Genomic DNA, 20,960 nt, shown 5'->3' on the forward strand with positions numbered 1-20,960 from the left:
TTGCCGCGATTCTTACGATTCCGTGAGGTATGCGGACGACCCTCGCCTGCGTCGCCGCCGCGTGCCACGCTGGATCCATGACCGAGGAGACCGCGAGCCCTGCTGAGCGCCGCCCGCCGGGATGGGCCGCCGCGCTGGCGGGCGTCCTCGCCGGCGCCGCCGGGTTGGCCGTGGCGGAGCTCGTCGCAGCCGTCGTCGCGCCGGGAGCCAGCACGCTGTTCGCGGGCGGGGCGGCGGTCATCGACGCCGCGCCGCCGTGGCTCAAGGACTTCGCAGTCGAGTCCTTCGGCACCGCCGACAAGGCGGTCCTCCTCGGCTCGATGGGCGTCGTCCTCGCCCTGGGTGCCGCAGCCGCGGGCCTGCTCGAACTGCGCCGTCCGCCCTGGGGCGCTGCGCTGCTCGGCCTCGTCGGGATCGTCGGCGCGCTGATCGCGCTCCTGCGCCCGGACGCCACGGCGATGTGGGCGGTCCCGAGTCTCGTCGGCGTCGCCGCGGCGATCCTCGTCCTGCGCCTGGCGATCCGCAGCCTCCGTCCCGCCCTCGGGGCCCGGGAGGAGGCCGCCGGGATGGACCGGCGCGGCTTCCTCCTCGTCGCGGGCGCAGCCGCCGGGACGACGGTGCTGGCCCTCGCCGGGGCCCGCCTGCTCTCGGCGGGCGCGACGGCGGTGAAGGCGGCGCGGGAGACGCTCCGCCTGCCCGTACCGCGGACCGTCGCGCCACCGGCCCCGGCGGACCCGCCCATCGCCGGGCTCACCCCCTACGTCACGCCGACGGCGGACTTCTACCGCATCGACACCGCCCTCCGCGTGCCGCAGCTCGACCCGGCGGACTGGTCCCTGCAGGTGCACGGCATGGTCGACGCGCCCTTCACCCTCAGCTGGGACGAGCTACTCGCGCTGCCGCTGGAGGAGCATCACGCCACGCTCGCCTGCGTCAGCAACGAGGTCGGCGGCGACCTCATCGGCAACGCGCTCTGGCTCGGCTACCCGATCCGGGCGTTGCTGGAGCGGGCGCGGCCGCAACCCGGCGCCGACATGGTGCTCTCGCGCAGCTCCGACGGCTTCACCGCGGGCACGCCCCTGGACGTGCTGCGCGATCCCGCCCGCGCGTCGCTGCTCGCGATCGGCATGAACGGGCAGCCGCTGCCCGTGATCCACGGCTTCCCCGCCCGGCTCGTCGTTCCGGGGCTGTACGGGTACGTCTCGGCGACCAAGTGGGTGACCTCGCTCAAGGTCACGACCTTCGCGGAGGATCAGGGCTACTGGACGCCGCGGGGCTGGTCGGCGCTCGGCCCGATCAAGGTCCAGTCGCGCATCGACGTCCCGCGCGGCTCCGTCCCCGCCGGGGCGGTGACGGTGGCCGGGGTCGCCTGGGCGCAGCACACCGGCATCGGCGGCGTCGAGGTCCGGGCCGACTCCGGCCCGTGGGTGCCGGCCCGCCTCGCCGACACCGTCGGCCCCGACACCTGGCGGCAGTGGAGCGTCTCCCTCCCGCTCGATCGCGGCGAGCACACCCTCGAGGTGCGCGCCACCGACGCGCACGGGACGGTCCAGACCGACGCGACGGCGCCGCCCGCCCCCGACGGTGCCACCGGCTGGCACCGCGTCGTCGTCACCGCGCGGTGACGACGCGGAATCCTCAGTCCCCCAGGGGCTTCACCGCACACAAGCTGGACGGGTCCTCCATCACCACGCGCACGCCGTAGCCCACGTCGGAGGCCAGCTGGGTCAGCAGGTAGGCCGCCACCGTCGAGATGCGGGTGACGTCGGTGAGGTCGAGGACGATGGTGCTGCCGCTCTGCGCGCGGCCCAGGCTCAGGGCCTCGTGCACGACCTCCTCCACGGCGACGAAGTCGACCTCGCCGCGCAGCCGCAGCACCGTCCTGCCGGTCGACGGGTCCGTGGTCACGGAGGCGACGGCGCTCACCGGGGTGATCGACCGGTTCAGCAGGTGCAGGCCGAACTCGCTGCTCATCCGCTGCAGCACCGCGACACCGCGGCTGGAGTTGCCGGCCTCGTCGAGCGGCGGGCTGAACACGCAGATGCCGTACTCGCCCGGCGTCGCGGCGACGATGCCGCCGCCCACGCCCGACTTGGCGGGAATCCCCACGGAGACCATCCACGCGCCGGACCGGTCGTACATGCCGCACCCCGTCATCACCGAGAGCGTGTGCTGCGCGACCGCCGCGCTCACCACCCGCTCGCCGGTGACGGGGTTGACGCCGCCGTTGGCGAGGGTGCCGCCCATCACCGCGACGTCGTGCGCGTCCACCAGCAGCGAGCACTGCCGGAAGTACGGATCGAGGGCGTCCTCGATGGGGACGCGCAGCGCGTCGGTCGAGCGGGCGAGCGCGGCGAGGGCGAGGTTGCGGAAGCCGGTCTCCGACTCCGACCGGTAGACGGCCTCGTCCAGCTCCAGCTCGCGGCCGGCGAAGCGCGACAGTCCCTCCCGGATCGCGGCGAACCGCTCGGCACCGTCCGCGCCCGGGATCAGCGACGTCGAGACGATCGCCCCCGCGTTGATGAGCGGGTTCTCCGGCCGGCCCGAGGGGTCGAAGCTGATGCCGTTGAACGCCTCGCCGCTCGGCTCGACGCCGATCCGCTCCAGCACCGCCTCGGTCCCCAACGCCTCCAGGGCCAGCGCGTACACGAAGGGCTTGCTCATCGACTGGATGGTGAAGGGAACGCGGTAGTCGCCGGCGCCGTAACTGTGGCCGTGCACCGACACCGAGGCCACGCCGAAGGCCTCCGGATCGGCCGTCGCCAGCTGCGGGATGTAGTCGGCGACGGCGCCCGGGTGCTCCTCGCGGCGCACGTCGTCGAGCACGCGGGCCATCGCCGCGTTGACGGGGTTGTCGGTGAACCCGGTGAGTCCGCCGGGCTGTCGGTCCGTGCTCGTCTGGCTCATACTGCAAAGCTATCCGACGGTGGCCGGTCGTGCCGGGGCCGTCCGAAGCCGACGCGAGGGGGCGCGACGCGGCGAGTATCGTTGCAGTCACCGTGACGTGACCAGGTGAGCAGCGCATACCCGCGGATATCGCCAGTCGGCATTGCCGCAGACATTTCTTGGAGTAACAGCTATGACGAACACGCTGCCCGACGGCCGGACCCTCGACGACGCCGTCGCCGCAGGAGCCCGCGCCTACGAGCTCGACCGCGCCCATGTCTTCCACTCGTGGTCGGCGCAGGCGCAGATCACCCCCATGACGATCCTCGCCTCCGAGGGCTCGTACGTGTGGGACGGCGAGGGGCGCAAGCTCCTCGACTTCAGCTCGCAGATGGTCAACACCAACATCGGCCACCAGCACCCGAAGGTCGTCGCGGCCATCGCGGAGCAGGCCGCGAAGATCTGCACCATCGCGCCCCAGCACGTCAACGAATCCCGCAGCGAGGCCGCGCGGCTCATCGCCGAGCGCACCCCGGGCGACCTGGACAAGGTCTTCTTCACCAACGGCGGCGCCGATGCCGTGGAGCACGCCATCCGCATGGCGCGCGTCCACACCGGCCGCCGCAAGGTGCTCAGCCGCTACCGCAGCTACCACGGCGGCACCGAGCTGGCGATCAACGTCACCGGCGACACCCGCCGGTTCGCGAGCGACTTCGGCGGCGAGTCCGTCGCCCACTTCGACGGTCCCTTCCTCTACCGCAGCTCCTTCTACGCGGAGACCGAGGAGCAGGAGAGCCAGCGCGCGCTCGAGCACCTGGAGCGCACCATCGTGCTCGAGGGCCCGAACACCATCGCCGCGATCATCCTCGAGTCGATCCCCGGCACGCCCGGCATCATGGTGCCGCCGCCCGGCTACCTGGCCGGCGTCCGCGAGCTGTGCACGAAGTACGGGATCGTCATGATCGCCGACGAGGTCATGGCCGGCTTCGGCCGCACCGGCAAGTGGTTCGCCATCGAGCACGGCGCCACCGCCGCCGGCCCCGTCGTGCCCGACCTGCTGACCTTCGCCAAGGGCGTGAACAGCGGCTACGTTCCCCTCGGCGGCGTCGCCATCGGCGCCGAGATCGCCGCCACCTTCGCCGACAAGCCCTACCCCGGCGGCCTCACCTACTCGGGCCACCCGCTGGCCACCGCCTCCGCGGTTGCCACGATCAACGCCATGGCCGACGAGGGCATGGTCGAGAACGCCGCGACGATCGGCAACGACATCATCCGGCCCGCCCTCGAGGGCTTCAAGGCCGCGCACCCGTCCGTCGGCGACGTGCGCGGCGAGGGCGTCTTCTTCGCGATCGAACTCGTCCGCGACAAGGAGACCCGCGAGCCGCTGGCGCCCTACGGCGGCAGCAGCCCGGCGATGAACGAGACCGTCGCCGCGCTGAAGAAGGGCGGCCTGCTGCCGTTCGCCAACTACAACCGCATCCACGTCGTCCCGCCGTGCAACATCTCCGCCGAGGAGGCCCGCGAGGGACTCGCCATCATCGACGAGGCGCTCAACGTCGCGGACGCGCACACCGTCTGACCCCCGAAGTAGCCAGGAGCCCGACATGCCCGCTCTCAAGCCCGTTCTCCCCGCCGAACTGCAGGCCGGGCGTCCCGGCGTGTACGAGTTCTCGGTGCGCTCCGCGCGCCCCGTCTCCTGGGTGTGGGGTGAGCTGACCTCGGACCGTCCCCTGCACTGGTGCAAGGGGATCCGGAAGATCGAGTGGACCAGCCCGCGGCCCTTCGCCGCCGGCTCCACCCGCCGGGTGCACCTCGGCCCCGGCGTCAGCGCCGACGAGCTCTTCTACTCCTGGGAGGAGTCGGAGACGCTGTGCGAGAAGGCCTTCTACGTGCAGTCCGCCACCGCCCCCGGGCTGGCGCGGCTCGCGGAGAAGTACCGCGTGGAGGCGCACCCCGACGGCGGCTCCGTGTTCACCTGGACGCTGCTCATCGAGCCGATCGGCGGCGACCGCGTGATCGGCCTCAGCGGCCTGCCGGTGGGGCTGATCGTCAAGTGGCTGCAGCGCGACACGGAGCGCTACCTCGGCTCGGCGTAACCGCACGCACGACAGAATCCGCACGACCGAATCAGGTCGTGCGGATTCTGCTTTCCGCGGACGGCTGAGCCTCAGACGCGGATCGGGTCCAGGCCCGCGGGAAGGTCGTGATCGCCCGCGGCGCAGTCGCACGGCGCGGCGGGATCAGTGGCGGCGATGGTCTTCGTCAGCACGTCGGTCAGTCGCGGCAGGTTCGCGCGGAACTCGGCGAGCACGTCCTCGGTGCGCACGCCCTCGCCCGACTCGATGCCCGCGTCCAGGTCGGTGACGAGCGCGATCGAGGCGTAACAGAGCTTGAGTTCGCGGGCCAGCGCCGCCTCGGGCAGGCCGGTCATGTTCACCAGGTCCCAGCCCTGCGCCGCGAACCAGCGGCTCTCGGCGCGGGTCGAGAACCGGGGCCCCTCGATGACGACCATCGTCGAATCGGCCCGGTCCGCGTGCGGTGCGGCCGTAGCCCGCAGCGTCGGGCAGTACGGATCGGCGAAGCTCACGTGCACGCCGCCACCGTCGAAGTACGTGGACGGACGGGAGAAGGTCCGGTCGACGAGCTGCTCCGGGATCGCGATCGTTCCCGGGCCGGCGGCACCGTCGAGGCTCCCGACGGCGCACGGCGCGAGCAGCTTGCGCACCCCGAGGCTGCGCAGCGCCCACAGGTTCGCCCGGTAGGGCACGGTGTGCGGCGAGAACTCGTGGCCCAGGCCGTGCCGGGGGAGGAAGGCCACCTCGCGGCCGGCGACCTCGCCGACCGTGATCGGGGCGCTCGGCCGCCCGTACGGGGTGTCGACGGTGCGCTGCTCGCTCCCGCCCGGCAGGAACCGGTACAGCCCGGTCCCGCCGATCACGCCGATCACGCGACGTTCCCGAGCCGGACGCGGACGGCCTCGGCGACCTCATCGGGCCGGCCGACCTCGAAGTACTGCTCGGAGCCGTCGCCGAGCGTGATGCACAGCCGCTGCCGGGTGCGCTTGAACAGGCCGACCGTCTCCTCGACGATCCCGGCCGCCGCGACGTGCTTGAGCTGGACCGAGAAGGGCGTTCCGCCCACCTTCGCCGCGATGCCCGCCGGGCGGAATCGCACGTGCGTGTCGGTCAGTTCGAGGTGCCCGGGGACGGCGCCGGAGCGCTTCCCGATGCTGAGGACACGGGTCGCCGGCCAGCTGAGATCACTCACGCTGCCACAATAGGTCGATTCGGAATGGGGTTCGCGGTAGCATCGGCTATCCGTTTTACTAGGGGTGGGGGTTCAAGATGCCGTACTTCGGCGCGATCGTGATGCTGCTGTGGGTGGCCGCGCTCATCGACGTCATCGTCTCGGACGAGTACCGGGTGCGCCACCTGCCCAAGGGCGGCTGGCTCATCATCGTCATCCTCATCCCGCTCGCGGGCTCGCTCATCTGGTTCCTGCTGGGCCGGCCCGTCGGGGCCGTCGCGGGCGGCGGCGCACCGTCGCGCACCACGGGCTTCCCCGAGTACGAACGCCCGGGCCGGCACATCGCCCAGTACCCGGACGACGACGACGAGTTCCTGCGGCAGTGCCGCGAGCGCGCGGAGCAGCAGCGCCGCAAGGCCAAGGAGATGGACGCCCGGAATCACCCCGACGCCCCTGAGGACAAGGACTGAACGCCGCCCCGCCGCGCGGACTGGGCAGCATCTACCGTTCCTCCCTCGCGGTGCTCCGCGCGAACCCCGGCTCCACGCTGGGGGTCTCGGCCGTCGTCCTCTGCACGATCGCGGTCCTCGGCGTGCTCGCCCGGCTGCCGCTCATCGGCGACCCGCGGTGGACGCCCACCGCCGACCGGGACAGCCTCCAGGTCGCCGTGGCGCTCGGGCTGTACCCGGCGGGCACGTTCCTCGTGATGATCGTCTGGATGCTGGCCAGCATCGCGGTGACGGCGATCGGCTCCATCGTCGCGATCCGGCACCTCGCAGGCGAGCGGACCCCGCTCCGCCTCGCGTGGCGACAGGCGCGGCCCCGCCTTGCTGCCGCCCTGGGGCTCGGTGTCCTCGACGTGGTGGTGGTCCTGGCGCCGATCGTCGGCGCGGCGGCGCTCGCGATCGCCCTCGCGGTGCGCGCCGGGCCGGAGTCCGCGCGCCTGACCACGACGGCGCTGTTCGCCGTCGCCGCCGTCGCCGTGCTCGCCGTGCTGCCGACGCTGGTGATCGCCGGCCCGATGCTCGTCCTCGAGAAGCTGCGCCCCGTCGATGCGCTGTGGCGCGCCGTCGCCCTGCAGCGGCGCGGGTACTGGCGCCTGCTCGGTCGGGTGGCCTGCACCTACCTGCTGCTGAGTGTCGTCTCGACCGTCGTGAGCCTGCCGTTCTCGCTCGCCGCCGGTGTCAGCGGTCCGGGTGAGGACATCGCCTCCCAGACCGTCGCGAGCCTGCTGCTCTCCACCGTCGGCTGGGTGATCGGGCAGGTCTGCGTCCTGCCGTTCCTCATCGTCACCAACGCCCAGTTCTACGCCGATCAGGTCGCGCGATGCGGGACGTCCGTGACGACGTAGGGATGCGTGGTGGGAAAGGCCTCGGTGCCGCGCGGCGGAACCTGCATCGGCGGGCCGGGGACGAAGCGTGGAGCCGATGACGGGAATCGAACCCGCGCTACCTGCTTGGGAAGCAGGAGTTCTACCATTGAACTACATCGGCAGCTGCGGCACCATCATCGACGGCGTCGCACGTACCGGCAACAGTAGCACGGGCCCCGTCGGGCGCGACGGGCCGTCACCACTGCTGAAAACTCTGCGCGGAGACGAAGAATCCGCGTTCGCCGCGGCGGCACGTCACGCCCTTGGCCTCGGAGAGGCAGGTCATGCCGCCCGCGGTCACGCTGTGCCCGTACTGCAGCGTCTTCTGCTCGATGACCATGAAGAAGAGGCCCTGGTTGAAGCACGACGGGGTGAACGCGCCGCCGTCGTCGGAGTAGTACCCCTTCGACATCTCGTCGCGCGGCATCGTGCCGTGATCGCAGTCGGCGCCGGGCGGGATCACACTGGTCTTGAAGACCTGGCAGCCCACCGTCCCGGAGTCGAGCCCGCACGCGATGTTGCGGCTCGGGGTGAAGAAGTAGACGCCGCGGCCGGTGGGCGGTCGGTACTGGTCGGGCGGGTCGGCCAGCGCCGCGGGCTGCGGGGCAGCCGAACTCGGGGGAGCGACGGTGTCCGAGGCTGTGACCGGCACGGAGGTCGTCGGGTCCGAGGCGGTGACCGGCGGCGGAACGGTGCCGGTCGGCGGACCGTCGGACCCGGAACCGCAGGCGGAGAGGGCGACGGCCAGGAGGGCGGGGAGCACGATCCGTGCGGGCTTCATGCCCTGTGGTCGGCGCGCGGCCCGCGATCGTTACCCGTGGCAACGCTCGCGCCCCGCGCGGCCTGCCCTACGCTGAACCCGTGCTGCTCTCCGATCGCGACATTCGCGCCCATGTGGAATCCGGCCGCCTGGGGATCGATCCCTTCGACCCGCAGATGGTGCAGCCGTCCAGCGTGGACGTGCGGCTCGACGGCCTGTTCCGGGTGTTCAACAACACCCGCTACACCCACATCGACCCCAAGCAGCGGCAGGACGAGCTGACCTCGCTGGTCGAGCCGGCGGAGGGCGAGCCCTTCGTGCTGCACCCCGGTGAATTCGTGCTCGGCTCCACCCTCGAGGTGTGCAGCCTGCCCGACGACCTCGCCGGACGCCTCGAGGGCAAGTCCTCCCTGGGGCGCCTCGGCCTGCTCACGCACTCGACCGCCGGCTTCATCGACCCCGGCTTCTCCGGCCACATCACGCTGGAGCTGTCGAACGTCGCGAACCTGCCGATCACGCTGTGGCCGGGCATGAAGATCGGCCAGCTCTGCCTGTTCCGGCTCACCAGCCCCGCGGAGAACCCCTACGGCAGCTCGTCGGTGGGGTCGAAGTACCAGGGCCAGCGCGGCCCGACGCCCTCGAAGGCGTACCTCAACTTCCAGAGCTGAGCGCCCGGCGGACTCGCCGCCGAATGTCCGGTCATCGGTTCTCACGATCGTGAGTACCGATGACCGGACATTCTCGTCTCAGTCGGCGGAGTGCCGGCCCCGACGCGACGGCGGGTCCTGCACGGGCGGATCCGGCAGCACCGGCGGCCGCGGCTGGGGCCGCGGGGGCGCGGGGATCGGCTCGTCCGGCAGGCGTCGCCGGCCCGGCCGCGGGGACGGGGCCGGGGGCGGCGTGAGCGGCTGCGACGTGGGACGTGCCTCAGTTCGGGCCTCGGGGCGGGGTGCCGCGGGGCGCGGCGCGACGGGGAACTGCCCCGTCGGCGGCGCGACCGGCATCTGCCCGGTCTCGGGCTGCGGCTCCGCGGCGGCCGTGGGCCGCCGTGCAGGGCTCGCAGCGTCCGAGCCCTCGACGGGACGTTCGGCGGCGGCCCGGCGCGCCGGGGCCCCGGCCGCGGCACCGTCGGACGACGACGAGGGCGCCGCCGCCCTGGCCGCCGCGCGACGCTCCCGCACCCGGATCTCCGACGGATCGGCGTCGGGGTGGCTGTCGGCGTAGCGCTTCGCGGCCTCGGCGCTCACGGCGACGCGCTTCGGCTTGGCGAGCAGCGTGGCGATGGCGGTGGTGAGCGGCACGGACAGGGCGAGGCCGATGCCGCCGACGAAGGCGCGGACCAGCTCGATCGCCACCGAGTCCGACGTGAGCACCTGCCCCAGCGGCCGGCCCGCGATGGAGAAGAGCAGCAGCAGCGGCAGCGCCGTACCGACGTAGGCGAACACCAGGGTGTACACCGTCGACGCGATGTGGTCGCGGCCCACGCGCATCGCGGAGAGGAACGTGCGCCGCCGCGAGGACTTGGGGGAGAGCTTCGCGAGCTCGAACGTCGCCGACGACTGCGTGATCGTCACGTCGTTGAGCACGCCCAGCGCGCCGATGACGAAGCCCGCGAGCAGCACGCCCGAGGTCGAGACCGTCGCGGCGTACGCCTGCAGGTTGGTGGTGTCCTCGCTGCTCAGGCCCGTGACCTGGGTGGTGGCCGTCGCGAGCCAGGCCAGCACACCGCACACCGCGAGCGAACAGAGCGTGCCCAAGAGCGCCGCCGACGTGCGCAGCGAGACGCCGTGCGCCAGGTACAGCACCAGGTAGAGGATCACCGCCGACGCCACCAGCGCCACCCACACGGCCGAATGTCCGTCGAGGATCGACGGCAGCGCGAAGAAGACGATCACCACGCCCGAGAGCGCGAGGCCGAGCAGCGCCCGCAGGCCGCGCCACTGCGCGACCGCGATCACGACGGCCGCGAACACCAGCCCCCACACCCACAGCGAGACGCCGCGCGCGTAGTCGTAGAAGGCGTAGTTCGACGGCGAGCCGGCCACGCCCCCGCCGTTCCAGCTCATCATGATCTTCGTGCCGGGCGCGAGGTCGGGCTGGCCGGTGCCGGGGGTGGCGGGACGGGACAGGTCGATGCCCGACGGTGCCGCGTCCGGCGAGGCCTTCCCCGGCACGGCGGAGACGTTCATCCGCTGCGTGCCGATGGAGAACATCGTCCACTTGCCGGCGTCCTGGCCGCTGGTGATCTTGACGGAACTGTTGAGGCAGCCACCGTCGGGGTTGAGGACCGGATGCGGCTCGGTGTCGCTGAGCTGGCCGTTCCCCGACGGGGAGAAGTCGCAGTCGCCGACCATCTGTTCGGAGACCTCGCCCTTGGCCAGCGTCGGCGTCTGCGGCCCCGAGGGCACGCTGACGCGGATCTGGGACGGCCAGAGCAGGATCACGCCCGCCACGACGAGGACGCCGATCACGGCGAGCAGGCCGACCACGACCCGCGACGCCCATCTCCCGAGGGAGATGTTGGTGAGCGAGTGGCTGTGCACGTGCGCTGCGGGGTCGTCGTGCACGTCGTGGTCGTGGTCGGCTGTCACGCCGACACCCTACTTCTGCTTGTAGGAACTCAGGAAGTTGCCGAAACGATCGAGGGCCTCCGCGAGGTCGCGCGCCCAGGGGAGGGTCACCACGCGCAGATGGTCGGGCGTGGGCCAGTTGAAGCCGGTGCCCTGCACCAGGAGGATCTTCTCCTCGTTGAGCAGGTCCAGCACCATCTGCTCGTCGTCGCGGATCTCGTGCACGTTGGGATCCAGCTTGGGGAAGGCGTACAGCGCACCCTTCGGCTTGACGCAGCTCACCCCGTCGATGGCGTTGAGCTTCTCGAAGGCCACGTCGCGCTGCTCCAGGAGCCGCCCGCCGGGCAGGATGAGGTCGTTGATCGACTGGTAGCCGCCGAGCGCCACCTGGATCGCGTGCTGCGCGGGGACGTTGGGGCACAGGCGCGTCGACGCCAGCAGGGTCAGTCCCTCGATGAAGCCGGAGGCGTGGTCCTTGGGGCCCGTGAGCACCATCCAGCCGGCGCGGTACCCGCACACGCGGTAGGCCTTGGACAGGCCGTTGAACGTGCACACCAGGAGATCGGGCGCGAGCTCGGCGATCGAGATGTGCTGCGCGTCGTCGTAGAGGATCCGGTCGTAGATCTCGTCGGCCAGCACCAGCAGCGAGTGCTTGCGCGCCACCTCGACGATCTGCTGCAGCGTCTCGCGGGAGTAGACGGCGCCCGTCGGGTTGTTCGGGTTGATCACGACGATCGCCTTGGTGCGCGGTGTGATCTTCGCCTCGATGTCCTCGACGGACGGGTTCCAGCCGTTGTCCTCGTCGCACAGGTAGTGCACGGGCGTCCCGCCGGAGAGCGACGTCATGGCGGTCCACAGCGGGTAGTCGGGCGCGGGGATGAGCACCTCGTCGCCGTTGTTCAGCAGCGCCTGCAGCGTCATGGTGATGAGCTCGGAGACGCCGTTACCGAGGTAGACGTCGCCGATGTCGAAGTACGGGAAGTCCTGGACCTCCTCGTAGCGGGTCACCACGGCCCGTCGCGCGGAGGCGATGCCCTGCGACTCGCTGTAGCCCTGCGAGGTGGGCAGCGCGTGGATCATGTCGCGGACGATGGAGTCCGGCGCCTCGAAGCCGAACGTCGCCGGGTTGCCGATGTTGAGCTTGAGGATGCGGTGCCCCTGCGCCTCGAGCCGAGCCGCCTGTGCCACCACGGGTCCACGGATCTCGTACAGCACGTTCTGCAGCTTGGCGGACTGCTCGAGCGGCTTGAGTTCGGTGCGGATGTGGGGCACATGCGGTCGGCTCATGGGCTATATCGTCGCAGGCTGCAGCAAATCCTTTTCCTCCACCTCGCCGTTGTCCGACGGTGCGCCACCCTGCGCCCGGTGCTTGGCCGCGCCGATCACGAGCAGGGCGTAGCCCACGACGATCCACGCGCCGAGGACCGCGAAGGTCGCACCGGCGCCGGCGCCGATGAGGGAACCGTCGGCGAAGAAGGCCGCGCTGCGCAGGGCCGTGCCCGTGGCGCCGATCGGCAGGCTCTGGCCGAGCACCGCCCACACGTGCGGCAGGAACTCGGGCGGCATCGCGATCCCGGCGAGCGGCATCCCGACCAGCATGAACAGCAGCGCCGCGGGGCCGATGCCCTTCGTGCCCGCCAGTTGCACCAGTCCGGCCACCGTCGCGCCGATGGCGAGCATCCCCGCGCTCATCGCGAGCCACTGGCCCCAGAAGCCGCCGGGCAGCACGCCGATCCACATGGCCGCGCCGACCGCGGCGGCGCCGATGATCGCGGCGCCGATGGGCAGGGCCACGGCGACGATCTTCGGGTGGCCGCCGATCATCACCGTGGCCAGCGCCAGCACCATGCCGGAGAGGAAGACGGGCATCACGATGGAGCCGAAGCCGGCGCCGCGCGGGTCGTCGGCCGAGAGCGGCGCGACCTCGACGGTCTGCACCTTCTGGCCCTGCGCCAGCGCGGTCGCCATCTGCGTGATCATGGGCGCGACGGCGGGCGAGGCGCCGCTGGCGACGACGGCCCTGGTCTGCGCGCCGGGGGTGGCCGGGTTCGCGGGGACGATGCCGCCGTAGACCTCGCGGTCCTTCGCGGCCTGGACCAGCGCGGCCTCGGACTCGTAGGCGTGCACTGCGAAGCCGCCGGGCTGCTGCGCGTCGAGCCGCTGCTCGACCTGTTGCGCGGCGGCCGCCGGCCCGACGACGCCGATCGGCAGGTCGTGCGGCTTGCCGTGCGAGGCGGGGCCGGTGAACAGCAGGACGATCAGCGGGATGGCGATCGCCAGCCCGGCGAAGACCGCCGCGAGCTGAGCGTGGGACTTGCTCATGGTGGAGCACCTCCAGGTAATTCAACGTGTGATGAATCCGAGGGTACGACCGGACCGCGAGAGAAGTCAACAGGCGTTGAAATCCTGTTAGGATCGGCGCATGACGACGGGCAGGCGAGCGGGCACCAGCACCGCGAAGGCGGACATCCTCGAGGCGGCGCGCGAGCTCTTCGCCGAGGTGGGCTACGACCGCGCCACGATCCGCGCCATCGCGGCGCGCGCTGGCGTCGACGTGGCGCTGGTGTCGTACTACTACGGCAACAAGAAGGGTCTGTTCCGGGGCGTGATGAGCATGCCCGTCGACCCGGAGGAGATCTTCACCGCCGCGCTCGACGGTCCGCGCGAGGGCGTGGGGGAGCGGCTGGTCCGGGCCGCGCTCGCCGTCTGGGAGGGACCGGAGACCTCGGAGGCCTTCCGGGCGCTGCTCCGCGCCGCGGTCGACGCGGACGAGGGGGCGTCCAAGACGTTCGGCGAGTTCCTGTCGTCGGTGATGATCCCGACGCTGACGAAGCACTCGGGGATCACCATCGAGACGGCGCGCGTGGTCGCCAGCGCGATGTTCGGGCTGGCCTTCATGCGCTACCTGATCGGTGCGCCGCTGTTCGTCGAGCCGTCGTCCGAGGAGCTAGTGGCGACGTACGGCGCCGCGATCCAACGCATCGTCGACGGCGACGCCGGCTGACGCGTCCCGACACCGGCGGTTCTCCGGCCGACGATCGACATACGTCGTCGTGCGCCGGACATCGAGCGGTTTCTAGAGCCGATCGCCCGGTGCGGGCAGGATCTCGGTGGGTTCGATGGCCTCGGCCGCCGGGGCGGAGGGCGCGGCCGGTGCCGCGGGGGTGGCGACCTGCGGGTCGTCCTCGTCTCCGAGGTTGTGGAAAGCGCGCCCCAACTCCTCGGAGACGTTGATGATCCGCGCCTTCTTGATCTCCGGCTTGTCGATCTCCTCGGCGACGTACTGCGCGATGAACCGCCGGATCTCCGAGTCGACGCTGGCGACGACGCGGACGATCGACCCGCGGATCGTGCGCGACTCCACGTCGACCCACACGTCCTTCGGCCGCGGCGGATCCACCTCGATGCGCAGCTCCAGCGGCGCCGCGGCGCGCACCGTGAGCGGCAGCGTGATGAGGCCGGCCACGTCGTAGCGGATCCGGTCCACCTTGAGGTCGATCAGCAGGCCGATGCGCAGCGGGATCTTCACCGTGAAGGTGATGAGCTCGCCCACCTGCCGGGTGAGCTGCGGCTCGTCGATCTCGACCTGCGCCCACACCTTGGCCATCCCACCGGGGCCCGACGGGATCGGGCCCACGGTGAAATCACCGCCGGCGATGTCGGCGAACGCGGAGCCCACACGCTCCTCGTTCACGGCGATCTCGAAGAACCGCCGCCCGAACTCCTCGTAACTCACGTACTCAGGCACGCGGACCATCCTGCCCTATGGGCGATAGGGATTCGTCGTGAACCGATCACTTCCGGCCGCCGGGGCGCTTCGCGCCCGCCGCGATCCCGAAGCCCTTGGCCTTCGACTCACCCTCGGTGGTCACCGTCCGGTCGCTGCCGGCCGACGGTGCCGTAGCCGCAGGAGCTGCGGTTTCCGGCGCCGACGGCGCACTCTCCGCGGGAGCCTCCTCGGCCGCGGGGGCCTCGGAAGCCGGGGCGGGAGCGGCCGCGGTCTCCGCCGGAGCCGCGGGTGCGGCCGGGGCGGCGGCCTTCGGCGCGCCGGGCTTCTTCGCACCGGGGCGCTTGGCGCCCGCGGCGATGCCGAAGCCGGCGGCCTTGGACTCGCCCGCGGTGGTCAGCGTCCGGTCCTCGGCGGGGGCCGCGGGTGCGGCCGGAGCCGCGGGCGCGGCGGGCGCCTCGGGAGCCGCGGGGGCCTCGGGAGCCGCGGGGGCCTCGGCCGCCGGGGCGGCAGGGGCCTCGGCAGCAGGAGCTGCGGCCGCTGCGGGCTTGGGCGCGCCGGGCTTCTTCGCACCGGGGCGCTTGGCTCCCGCGGCGATGCCGAAGCCGGCGGCCTTGGACTCGCCCGCGGTGCTCAGGGTGCGGTCCTCGGCCGGTGCGGACGCGGCGGCCGGTGCCTCCGCCGGGGCGGCGGGTGCTTCGGCTGCGGGGGCCTCAGCGGCGGGAGCGGCCGCGGGCTTGGGTGCGCCGGGCTTCTTCGCGCCCGGGCGCTTCGCTCCGCCGGCCAGGCCCAGACCGACCGCGGGCTTCGCCGGCGCCGCGGGAGCCGCCGGAGCCTCCGCCGCGGGAGCGGCCTCGGCAGCGGGAGCAGGTGCGGCCGGAGCCGCCCCACCGGGCTTCTTCGCGCCGGGGCGCTTGGCGCCGCCGGCCAGGCCCAGGCCGACCGCGGGCTTCGCGGGTGCGGCGGGGGCTGCCGGAGCCTCGGCAGCGGGAGCGGCTTCGGCAGCGGGAGCGGCTGCGGGCTTCGCTCCGCCGGGCTTCTTCGGCCCGCCGGGGCGCTTGCCGCCGCCGGCCAGGCCGAGGCCCACCGTCGGCTTCGCGTCCTTCTTCTCCGCGGGCTCCGCCGGGGCGGTCGCGGTCGCGGCGGCCGCCGGAGCAGCCGAGGGAGCCGCCGCGGCAGGTGCCTCGGCGAGCGCGGTGGCACCGTCGGACACCTTGCGGTTCGGGTTGCCGACGACGATGCCCTCGGGGAGGCCGCGCTTGACGGACTCGAGGAGCATCTGGGCGACGTCGACGACCTCGGGCGCGGCGGCCTCGTCGTCGGCGGTCTGCGCGGTCACGCCGTCGGAGAGCATCACGCGGCAGAACGGGCAGCCGGTGGCGATCTTCTTCGGGGTGGCCTCGGGCGACGACGAGAGGGTGTTCAGGGCCTCGTCCACGCGGTCGATGTTGATGCGCTTGCCGAGCTGCTCCTCCATCCACATGCGCGCGCCGCCGGCGCCGCAGCACATGGACCGCTCGAGGTGCCGCGGCATCTCCTTGAGCGTGGCGCCCGAGGCGCCGATCAGCTCACGCGGGGCCTCGTACACCTGGTTGTGGCGGCCGAGGTAGCAGGGATCGTGGTAGGTCACGTCCTCCGACGGGGGCGCGACGGGCACGAGGCGCTTCTCGCGGACCAGCTTGTTGAGCAGCTGCGTGTGGTGCACGACCTCGTAGTCGCCGCCGACCTGCGGGTACTCGTTGCCGAGCGCGTTGAAGCAGTGGGCGCAGGTCACGACGATCTTGCGCTGCTTCGCGGGCACGCCGTCGAAGACCTCGTCGAGCTGCTCGATGTTCTGCTGCGCGAGCATCTGGAACAGGAACTCGTTGCCCGCGCGGCGGGCGGAGTCACCGGTACAGGTCTCGCCCTGGCCCAGGACCAGGAAGTTCACGGCGGCCACGTCGAGGAGCTCGGCGACGGCCTTGGTGGTCTTCTTGGCGCGGTCCTCGAAGGCGCCGGCGCAGCCCACCCAGAAGAGGTACTCGAAGCCGTCGAACGACTCGACGTCCTGGCCGTAGACCGGGATGTCGATGTCCATCTCGTCGATCCAGGCGGTGCGCTGGCTCGCGTTCTGGCCCCAGGGGTTGCCCTTGTTCTCGAGGTTCTTGAACAGGCCGGCCAGCTCGTGCGGGAACTCCGACTCGATGAGCACCTGGTAGCGGCGCATGTCGACGATGTGGTCGACGTGCTCGATGTCGACGGGGCACTGCTCGACGCACGCACCACAGGTGGTGCAGGACCAGAGGACCTCGGGATCGATGACGCCGCCCAGGGCACCGTCCTCGCCCGCGGGCCCGACGAGGGCGCGCTCGGCCTCGGCGCGGGCCTCGGCGGGGATCTTCTCCAGCTCGGCCTCGTCGGGGTTGCCCTCGGCGTCGACCAGGCCGGTCTGCTCGCCCGACGGGTCCGTGCGGCCGCCGGCCAGCAGGTACGGGGCCTTGGCGTAGCCGTGGTCGCGCAGGCCCATGATGAGCAGCTTCGGACTCAGCGGCTTGCCGGTGTTCCACGCGGGGCACTGGCTCTGGCAGCGACCGCACTCGGTGCAGGTCGTGAAGTCCAGCCAGCCCTTCCAGGAGAAGTCCTCGATCTTGCCGGCGCCGAGGTTGTCGACGTCGGGATCGGTGTTCTCCATGGTCAGGACCTTGCCGTTGGAGACCATCGGCTTGGCGGCGCCCAGCGCGCGGCGGCTGCCCAGCTCGCGCTTGAAGTAGATGTTGAAGAAGGCCGAGAAGCGGTGCCACGCGACGCCCCAGGTGAGGTTGCTACCCACCAGGATGAGGAACATGACGCCCGACATCAGCTTGATGAAGGCGAAGATCGTGACCATCGTCGGGCTCGCGGGGAGCAGCGTCGCGACGTGGCGGGTGAAGAAGTCGGTGACGGGGCTCGACTCGCCGGTCATGGCGATCTTGCCGGCCTTGACCATGATCATGCCGAGGCCCTCGAAGAGGACGATGGCCTCGATCGTGTAGGCCGGCAGGAACTTGCTGCCCGAGAAGCGCGAGAACAGGGCGGGGTTGCGCGGGTGCTTGACCTGGCGCACGACGATGAGCACGAGGATGCCGAGGAAGGTCGCGATGCCGAGCAGCTCGTCCAGCAGGTGGTAGAACGGCCAGGAGCCGATCACGGGCCAGTGGAACGACGGGTCGAAGCTCTGCGGCAGCGCCTCGAACCACAGGATCATGCCGGCGAGGAAGCCGACCATGACGAACCAGTGGGCGATGCCCACCGTGCGGTTCTTGATCATCTTGGTGTGGGCGAGGAACTCGACCACGACCTCGGCCGCGCGGGGGATGAAGGGCAGCCAGCGGTCCTTCGCGGACTGGCCCTGGGCGATGATCCGCACCATGCGGAATGCGCCGCGGAAGAAGATCGCCCATGCGACGACGAACGCGACTGCGCCGATCGTGCCGAGGGTGATGTTCAGCGGGGTGATGTCGGACTCGGCGGCGGCCAAATACGTCTGGTCCACGTCGTGCACCTTTCTGCCTCGCGGGCTGGGCTTACGCCTGATGTTACTCGTCGGTAATATCAGGGCGAAACCACTGCGTCTGGCCTAACGGTAGATCGCGGACCTGCAGGCCTTCGCGCGAAGGTTCACCTAACTACCTGCTCAGTAAGATGTGCTCATGAGTTCCGTTGCGTCGTCGAGCGTCCGCCCGCCCGGGCGGCTGCGCTCCGTGGTGACCGGCGTCACGGGCGCGGGGCCGTTGTACGCGCCCGAGACGGCGCCGCCCGCCCCTGTCGCGATCGCCTTCGGCGCGTCGGTGCGGGGTGGCCGGCCGGGGTCCTTCGTCGAGGGTCGGTTGGAGGCGTCGCTGCAGCTCCTGCGGCTGGGGAAGGTCGAGAAGATCCTGGTCTCCGGCAACGCCGGCGGCACCTCCGGCGACGAGATCGCCGTGATGACGGGGTGGCTGCGCGCCCGCGGCGTACCGGATTCGGCCCTGCTGACCGACGGTGCCGGGCTCGACACGTACCTCGCGTGCCTCCGCGCGCGCGATGAGTTCGGGGTGGGGCGTGTGCTGCTCGTCTCCCAGTTCTTCCATGCCCGACGGGCCGCCGCCCTCGCCCGGCACCTCGGCCTCGATGCGGACGCCGTCCGCGCTCCCTGCGGGTGCACCCGTCGCGCGTGGGTCCGCAACCTCGCCCGCGAGTACCTCCTGTCGCGACCCAAGGCCGCCCTCGACATCGCCCGCGATCGCTGATGCGCGAGGATTCGGGTGTTGCATCGCCCGGTCGCTCGATCGTCCGCCCGGCCGGTGTGCGCGGACGCCGACTTCCGGGGGAGATCGCCTACGTGGCGTTGCCCGTCGTCGGTGCCGTCGCCGCGGTCTGCGCGTGGCAGGTCGCGCAACTGGTGGGGCGACGGGTCTGCGGCATGGCCTACGGGGTGGCCGAACGCGTCGGGATGAACGCCCTCGGCGTTCTCTGGGTCGCCGCGAGCGTCATCCTGATGGCGACGGCCGGGGCCCTTCTTCGCGGTCGCCGGCGCGCGGTCCGAGCCGGAGGCTACGTGGCGCTCGTGATCTTCGTCGTCGGTACCGTCGCACTTCCACTGCTGGCCACAGGGGTGTGCGAGGGCATTCCCCCGGCGGGGCGCTTCCCGGGCGGCCGCTGAGCGCTCACGGCTGGGTGTCGACCCACTCCAGGTAGGCGCTGCCGGCGACGGGCGTGGAGCGGTACGTCCCGATGTAGGTGTACGCGCCCACGTAGCCGCGGCCGTGTCCGTACCGCAGCTCACTGTCGACGGAGCCGTCGATGGTCAGGATCTCGTCGTCGCCGTCGCGGACCGTCCATTTCACGAGGACCGGCACCGTCATCGTGCGCCCCTGGTCGTCGACGACCTCGCGCGTCTCGACGACGTCCATCCGGACGTCCTCGTAGACCTCCGCGGGCTCGCCGAGGCGCCGCACGTGGGCGAGCCGGCAGGCGATGCGGCCTCGCGCGCGGACGTCGGTGAGCAGGATCTGCGTGCTGGGGTCGATGTCGATGATCTGATACGTGAAGAAGTCGATGGGCAGCTTGAGTGCCGCCGGAATCACCTTGCGGGACAGTCCCTGATGGCTGCGGATGCGCGCGTATTCGAAGGTGCCGACGCCCTCGACCCGATCACCGTCGACGGTGCCGGTGTACGGCGCGGTCAGGCTCAGGTGGTCGTAGATCGGCGTCTTGACGAAGTACGAGACCTGGTCGCTGACCTCGAGTTCGAGGTCCACGTCGAAGCCCGGGTAGCGGCCGCGCACCGTGACGCGCGGCAGATCCACGTCGATCGCGAGCTCGTCTCCCCAGCGCAGCTCGGAACCGTCGGCGGCGAAACGGCATTCGGTCGACGCATCGTAGGCGCGGTAGAAGTGCTGGTCCGCGTACGCGGTGGAGGAGAGCACCGTCGTGGTGTTCCGCGCATCCGCGGCGGACAGGTGGTCCTGATCGAACAGCTCCGCGCCCGACGCGCCGATCAGCGTCATCGTGTTCACGTACCGGTAGGGCTCCGGCAGGTCGGGGACGAAGACGCCGTAGTGCGTGGTGGACCAGACCTTCGAGGTGGCGTGCGGCCGCAGCATCTCCGGCTGGTCGAAGGGCCGGCGTGACGCGTCGATCCGGCGGTCCAGGAGGGGCAGTGCACCGTCGACGACGGCGCGGGACAGCAGGCTGGAAATCATGTGGCTCACGGGGTCTCCGTTTCGCGAGAGGGGGACGGGGCCGGGACTGACCAGGCCGCGAGGATGCGGGTCGAGCTCGCAGCGATCTCCGCGGCCGACATGTCGGGGTTGAGGCGCCACCACTGCATCACGCCGGAGATCATCGACTCCCAGACGATCACGGCGGCCGCCTGGTCGCGGGGATCGGTGAGCCCGGCGGCGCGCACCACGCCGGAGACGGCGGAGGAGGACTGCTCGCGCAGCCGGTGCCGCTGCCCGCGGGCGACGGTCCGGCCGTCGCCCTCGGGCACGGATCGGTCGTAGAGCAGCGCCCAGTACCCGGTGCGGCCCTCCAGCGACGTCACGATGCTGGTGAGCACCCGCACCGCGGCGCGGCTGAACAGCGAACCGGGCAGCGGATCGGGGTCGGGCAGCGCGAAGGCGTCGCGCACCGCGTCGAAGACGAGCGGTCCGGCCTTCTGGACGCACGCGATGTACAGCTTCTCCTTGGAGCCGAAGTAGGCCAACACCAAGGCTTTCGAGACGCCCGCGCGCTCGGCGACGGCGGTGACCTGCGCCGCGGCGTAACCGCGGGCGCCGAACTCGGCGGCCGCGGCCTCGACGATCTCGGCCGCCCGCACCTCGCGCGGCACCCCGCGGGTGCCGGTGCGCGGGCGCGTCGCCTCCTGCGTCACCGCGCTACCCCGTTCACGCCGTTCAT

At 71.8% G+C, this 20,960-nt stretch carries 20 protein-coding genes and 1 tRNA gene; 9 read left to right on the forward strand and 12 right to left on the reverse strand.

The genetic code is table 11. The annotated features are described in order from the left end of the window. Positions 1–77: 77 nt before the first annotated feature. Positions 78–1,625, forward strand: coding sequence for a molybdopterin-dependent oxidoreductase (locus BLW32_RS03360; RefSeq protein WP_068741201.1), 1,548 nt, complete (start codon positions 78–80; stop codon positions 1,623–1,625). Positions 1,626–1,638: 13 nt separating this feature from the next. Here BLW32_RS03360 and glsA read toward each other — a convergent pair whose 3' ends face one another. Further along, positions 1,639–2,907, reverse strand: coding sequence for a glutaminase A (gene glsA / locus BLW32_RS03365; RefSeq protein ID WP_068740663.1), 1,269 nt, complete (start codon positions 2,905–2,907; stop codon positions 1,639–1,641). Between the two features lie 172 nt (positions 2,908–3,079). Between glsA and BLW32_RS03370 the strand changes: the two genes are divergently transcribed. Together BLW32_RS03370 and BLW32_RS03375 are read left to right on the forward strand one after the other, a co-directional pair. Next, a complete protein-coding gene (locus tag BLW32_RS03370) occupies positions 3,080–4,465 on the forward strand; it encodes an aspartate aminotransferase family protein (protein WP_068740664.1) in 1,386 nt (461 codons plus the stop codon). A gap of 25 nt (positions 4,466–4,490) precedes the next feature. Then, positions 4,491–4,982 carry an SRPBCC family protein gene (locus BLW32_RS03375; RefSeq protein WP_068523532.1) on the forward strand — a complete coding sequence of 164 codons (492 nt, stop codon included), beginning with the start codon at positions 4,491–4,493 and terminating at the stop codon, positions 4,980–4,982. Between the two features lie 71 nt (positions 4,983–5,053). Here BLW32_RS03375 and BLW32_RS03380 read toward each other — a convergent pair whose 3' ends face one another. Together BLW32_RS03380 and BLW32_RS03385 are read right to left on the reverse strand one after the other, a co-directional pair. Next, positions 5,054–5,833 (reverse strand): S-methyl-5'-thioadenosine phosphorylase, encoded by a 780-nt coding sequence (locus BLW32_RS03380; protein WP_068740665.1) that lies wholly within the window; start codon positions 5,831–5,833, stop codon positions 5,054–5,056. Next, entirely contained in the window at positions 5,830–6,153 is a 324-nt protein-coding gene (locus BLW32_RS03385; protein WP_068740666.1) for a hypothetical protein, read from the reverse strand. Before BLW32_RS03385 ends, BLW32_RS03380 begins: the two co-directional genes overlap by 4 nt. A 77-nt stretch (positions 6,154–6,230) precedes the next feature. Here BLW32_RS03385 and BLW32_RS03390 point away from each other — a divergent pair, with 77 nt between their 5' ends. Both BLW32_RS03390 and BLW32_RS03395 read left to right on the forward strand, forming a co-directional pair. After that, positions 6,231–6,602, forward strand: coding sequence for a PLD nuclease N-terminal domain-containing protein (locus BLW32_RS03390; RefSeq protein WP_068523535.1), 372 nt, complete (start codon positions 6,231–6,233; stop codon positions 6,600–6,602). A gap of 50 nt (positions 6,603–6,652) precedes the next feature. Next, positions 6,653–7,483, forward strand: coding sequence for a hypothetical protein (locus BLW32_RS03395; protein ID WP_068740667.1), 831 nt, complete (start codon positions 6,653–6,655; stop codon positions 7,481–7,483). A gap of 68 nt (positions 7,484–7,551) precedes the next feature. Here BLW32_RS03395 and BLW32_RS03400 read toward each other — a convergent pair. Beyond that, positions 7,552–7,625, reverse strand: a tRNA-Gly gene (locus tag BLW32_RS03400). A 75-nt stretch (positions 7,626–7,700) separates the two neighbouring features. After that, positions 7,701–8,285 carry a hypothetical protein gene (locus tag BLW32_RS03405; RefSeq protein ID WP_068740668.1) on the reverse strand — a complete coding sequence of 195 codons (585 nt, stop codon included), beginning with the start codon at positions 8,283–8,285 and terminating at the stop codon, positions 7,701–7,703. An 80-nt stretch (positions 8,286–8,365) separates the two neighbouring features. Between BLW32_RS03405 and dcd the strand changes: the two genes are divergently transcribed. After that, positions 8,366–8,932, forward strand: a complete 567-nt coding sequence (gene dcd / locus BLW32_RS03410) for a dCTP deaminase (protein WP_068524682.1) — start codon at positions 8,366–8,368, stop codon at positions 8,930–8,932. A 78-nt stretch (positions 8,933–9,010) separates the two neighbouring features. Here the strand turns inward: dcd and BLW32_RS03415 are convergent, their stop codons facing one another. From BLW32_RS03415 to BLW32_RS03425, 3 genes are read right to left on the reverse strand one after another with little or no spacing between them, the layout of a single operon-like run. Further along, positions 9,011–10,855: a YibE/F family protein gene (locus BLW32_RS03415; RefSeq protein ID WP_068627079.1), complete on the reverse strand. Its 1,845-nt coding sequence runs from the start codon at positions 10,853–10,855 to the stop codon at positions 9,011–9,013. Positions 10,856–10,864: 9 nt separating this feature from the next. Next, complete coding sequence (locus BLW32_RS03420; protein ID WP_068523538.1) at positions 10,865–12,121, reverse strand: pyridoxal phosphate-dependent aminotransferase; 1,257 nt, start codon at positions 12,119–12,121, stop codon at positions 10,865–10,867. A 3-nt stretch (positions 12,122–12,124) separates the two neighbouring features. Next, a complete protein-coding gene (locus BLW32_RS03425; RefSeq protein WP_068740669.1) occupies positions 12,125–13,156 on the reverse strand; it encodes an ABC transporter permease in 1,032 nt (343 codons plus the stop codon). Positions 13,157–13,256: 100 nt separating this feature from the next. Between BLW32_RS03425 and BLW32_RS03430 the strand changes: the two genes are divergently transcribed. Further along, complete coding sequence (locus BLW32_RS03430; protein ID WP_068740670.1) at positions 13,257–13,838, forward strand: TetR/AcrR family transcriptional regulator; 582 nt, start codon at positions 13,257–13,259, stop codon at positions 13,836–13,838. 72 nt (positions 13,839–13,910) lie between these two features. Here the strand turns inward: BLW32_RS03430 and BLW32_RS03435 are convergent, their stop codons facing one another. After that, positions 13,911–14,582, reverse strand: coding sequence for a hypothetical protein (locus BLW32_RS03435; protein WP_281191562.1), 672 nt, complete (start codon positions 14,580–14,582; stop codon positions 13,911–13,913). Between the two features lie 46 nt (positions 14,583–14,628). Further along, positions 14,629–18,036: a (Fe-S)-binding protein gene (locus BLW32_RS03440; RefSeq protein WP_074850899.1), complete on the reverse strand. Its 3,408-nt coding sequence runs from the start codon at positions 18,034–18,036 to the stop codon at positions 14,629–14,631. Between the two features lie 193 nt (positions 18,037–18,229). On the opposite strand from BLW32_RS03440, the gene BLW32_RS03445 reads away from it, so the two are divergent. Together BLW32_RS03445 and BLW32_RS03450 are read left to right on the forward strand one after the other, a co-directional pair. Then, entirely contained in the window at positions 18,230–18,805 is a 576-nt protein-coding gene (locus BLW32_RS03445) for a SanA/YdcF family protein (RefSeq protein WP_082791268.1), read from the forward strand. Between the two features lie 56 nt (positions 18,806–18,861). Further along, positions 18,862–19,218: a hypothetical protein gene (locus BLW32_RS03450; RefSeq protein ID WP_068740673.1), complete on the forward strand. Its 357-nt coding sequence runs from the start codon at positions 18,862–18,864 to the stop codon at positions 19,216–19,218. 4 nt (positions 19,219–19,222) lie between these two features. Here the strand turns inward: BLW32_RS03450 and BLW32_RS03455 are convergent, their stop codons facing one another. Then, a complete protein-coding gene (locus tag BLW32_RS03455) occupies positions 19,223–20,260 on the reverse strand; it encodes a DUF6670 family protein (RefSeq protein WP_068740674.1) in 1,038 nt (345 codons plus the stop codon). Positions 20,261–20,265: 5 nt separating this feature from the next. Then, positions 20,266–20,934 carry a TetR/AcrR family transcriptional regulator gene (locus BLW32_RS03460; protein WP_068523544.1) on the reverse strand — a complete coding sequence of 223 codons (669 nt, stop codon included), beginning with the start codon at positions 20,932–20,934 and terminating at the stop codon, positions 20,266–20,268. Between the last annotated feature and the right edge of the window lie 26 nt (positions 20,935–20,960).

The organism is Tsukamurella tyrosinosolvens (assembly GCF_900104775.1).
GTDB classification, from domain to species: domain Bacteria; phylum Actinomycetota; class Actinomycetes; order Mycobacteriales; family Mycobacteriaceae; genus Tsukamurella; species Tsukamurella tyrosinosolvens.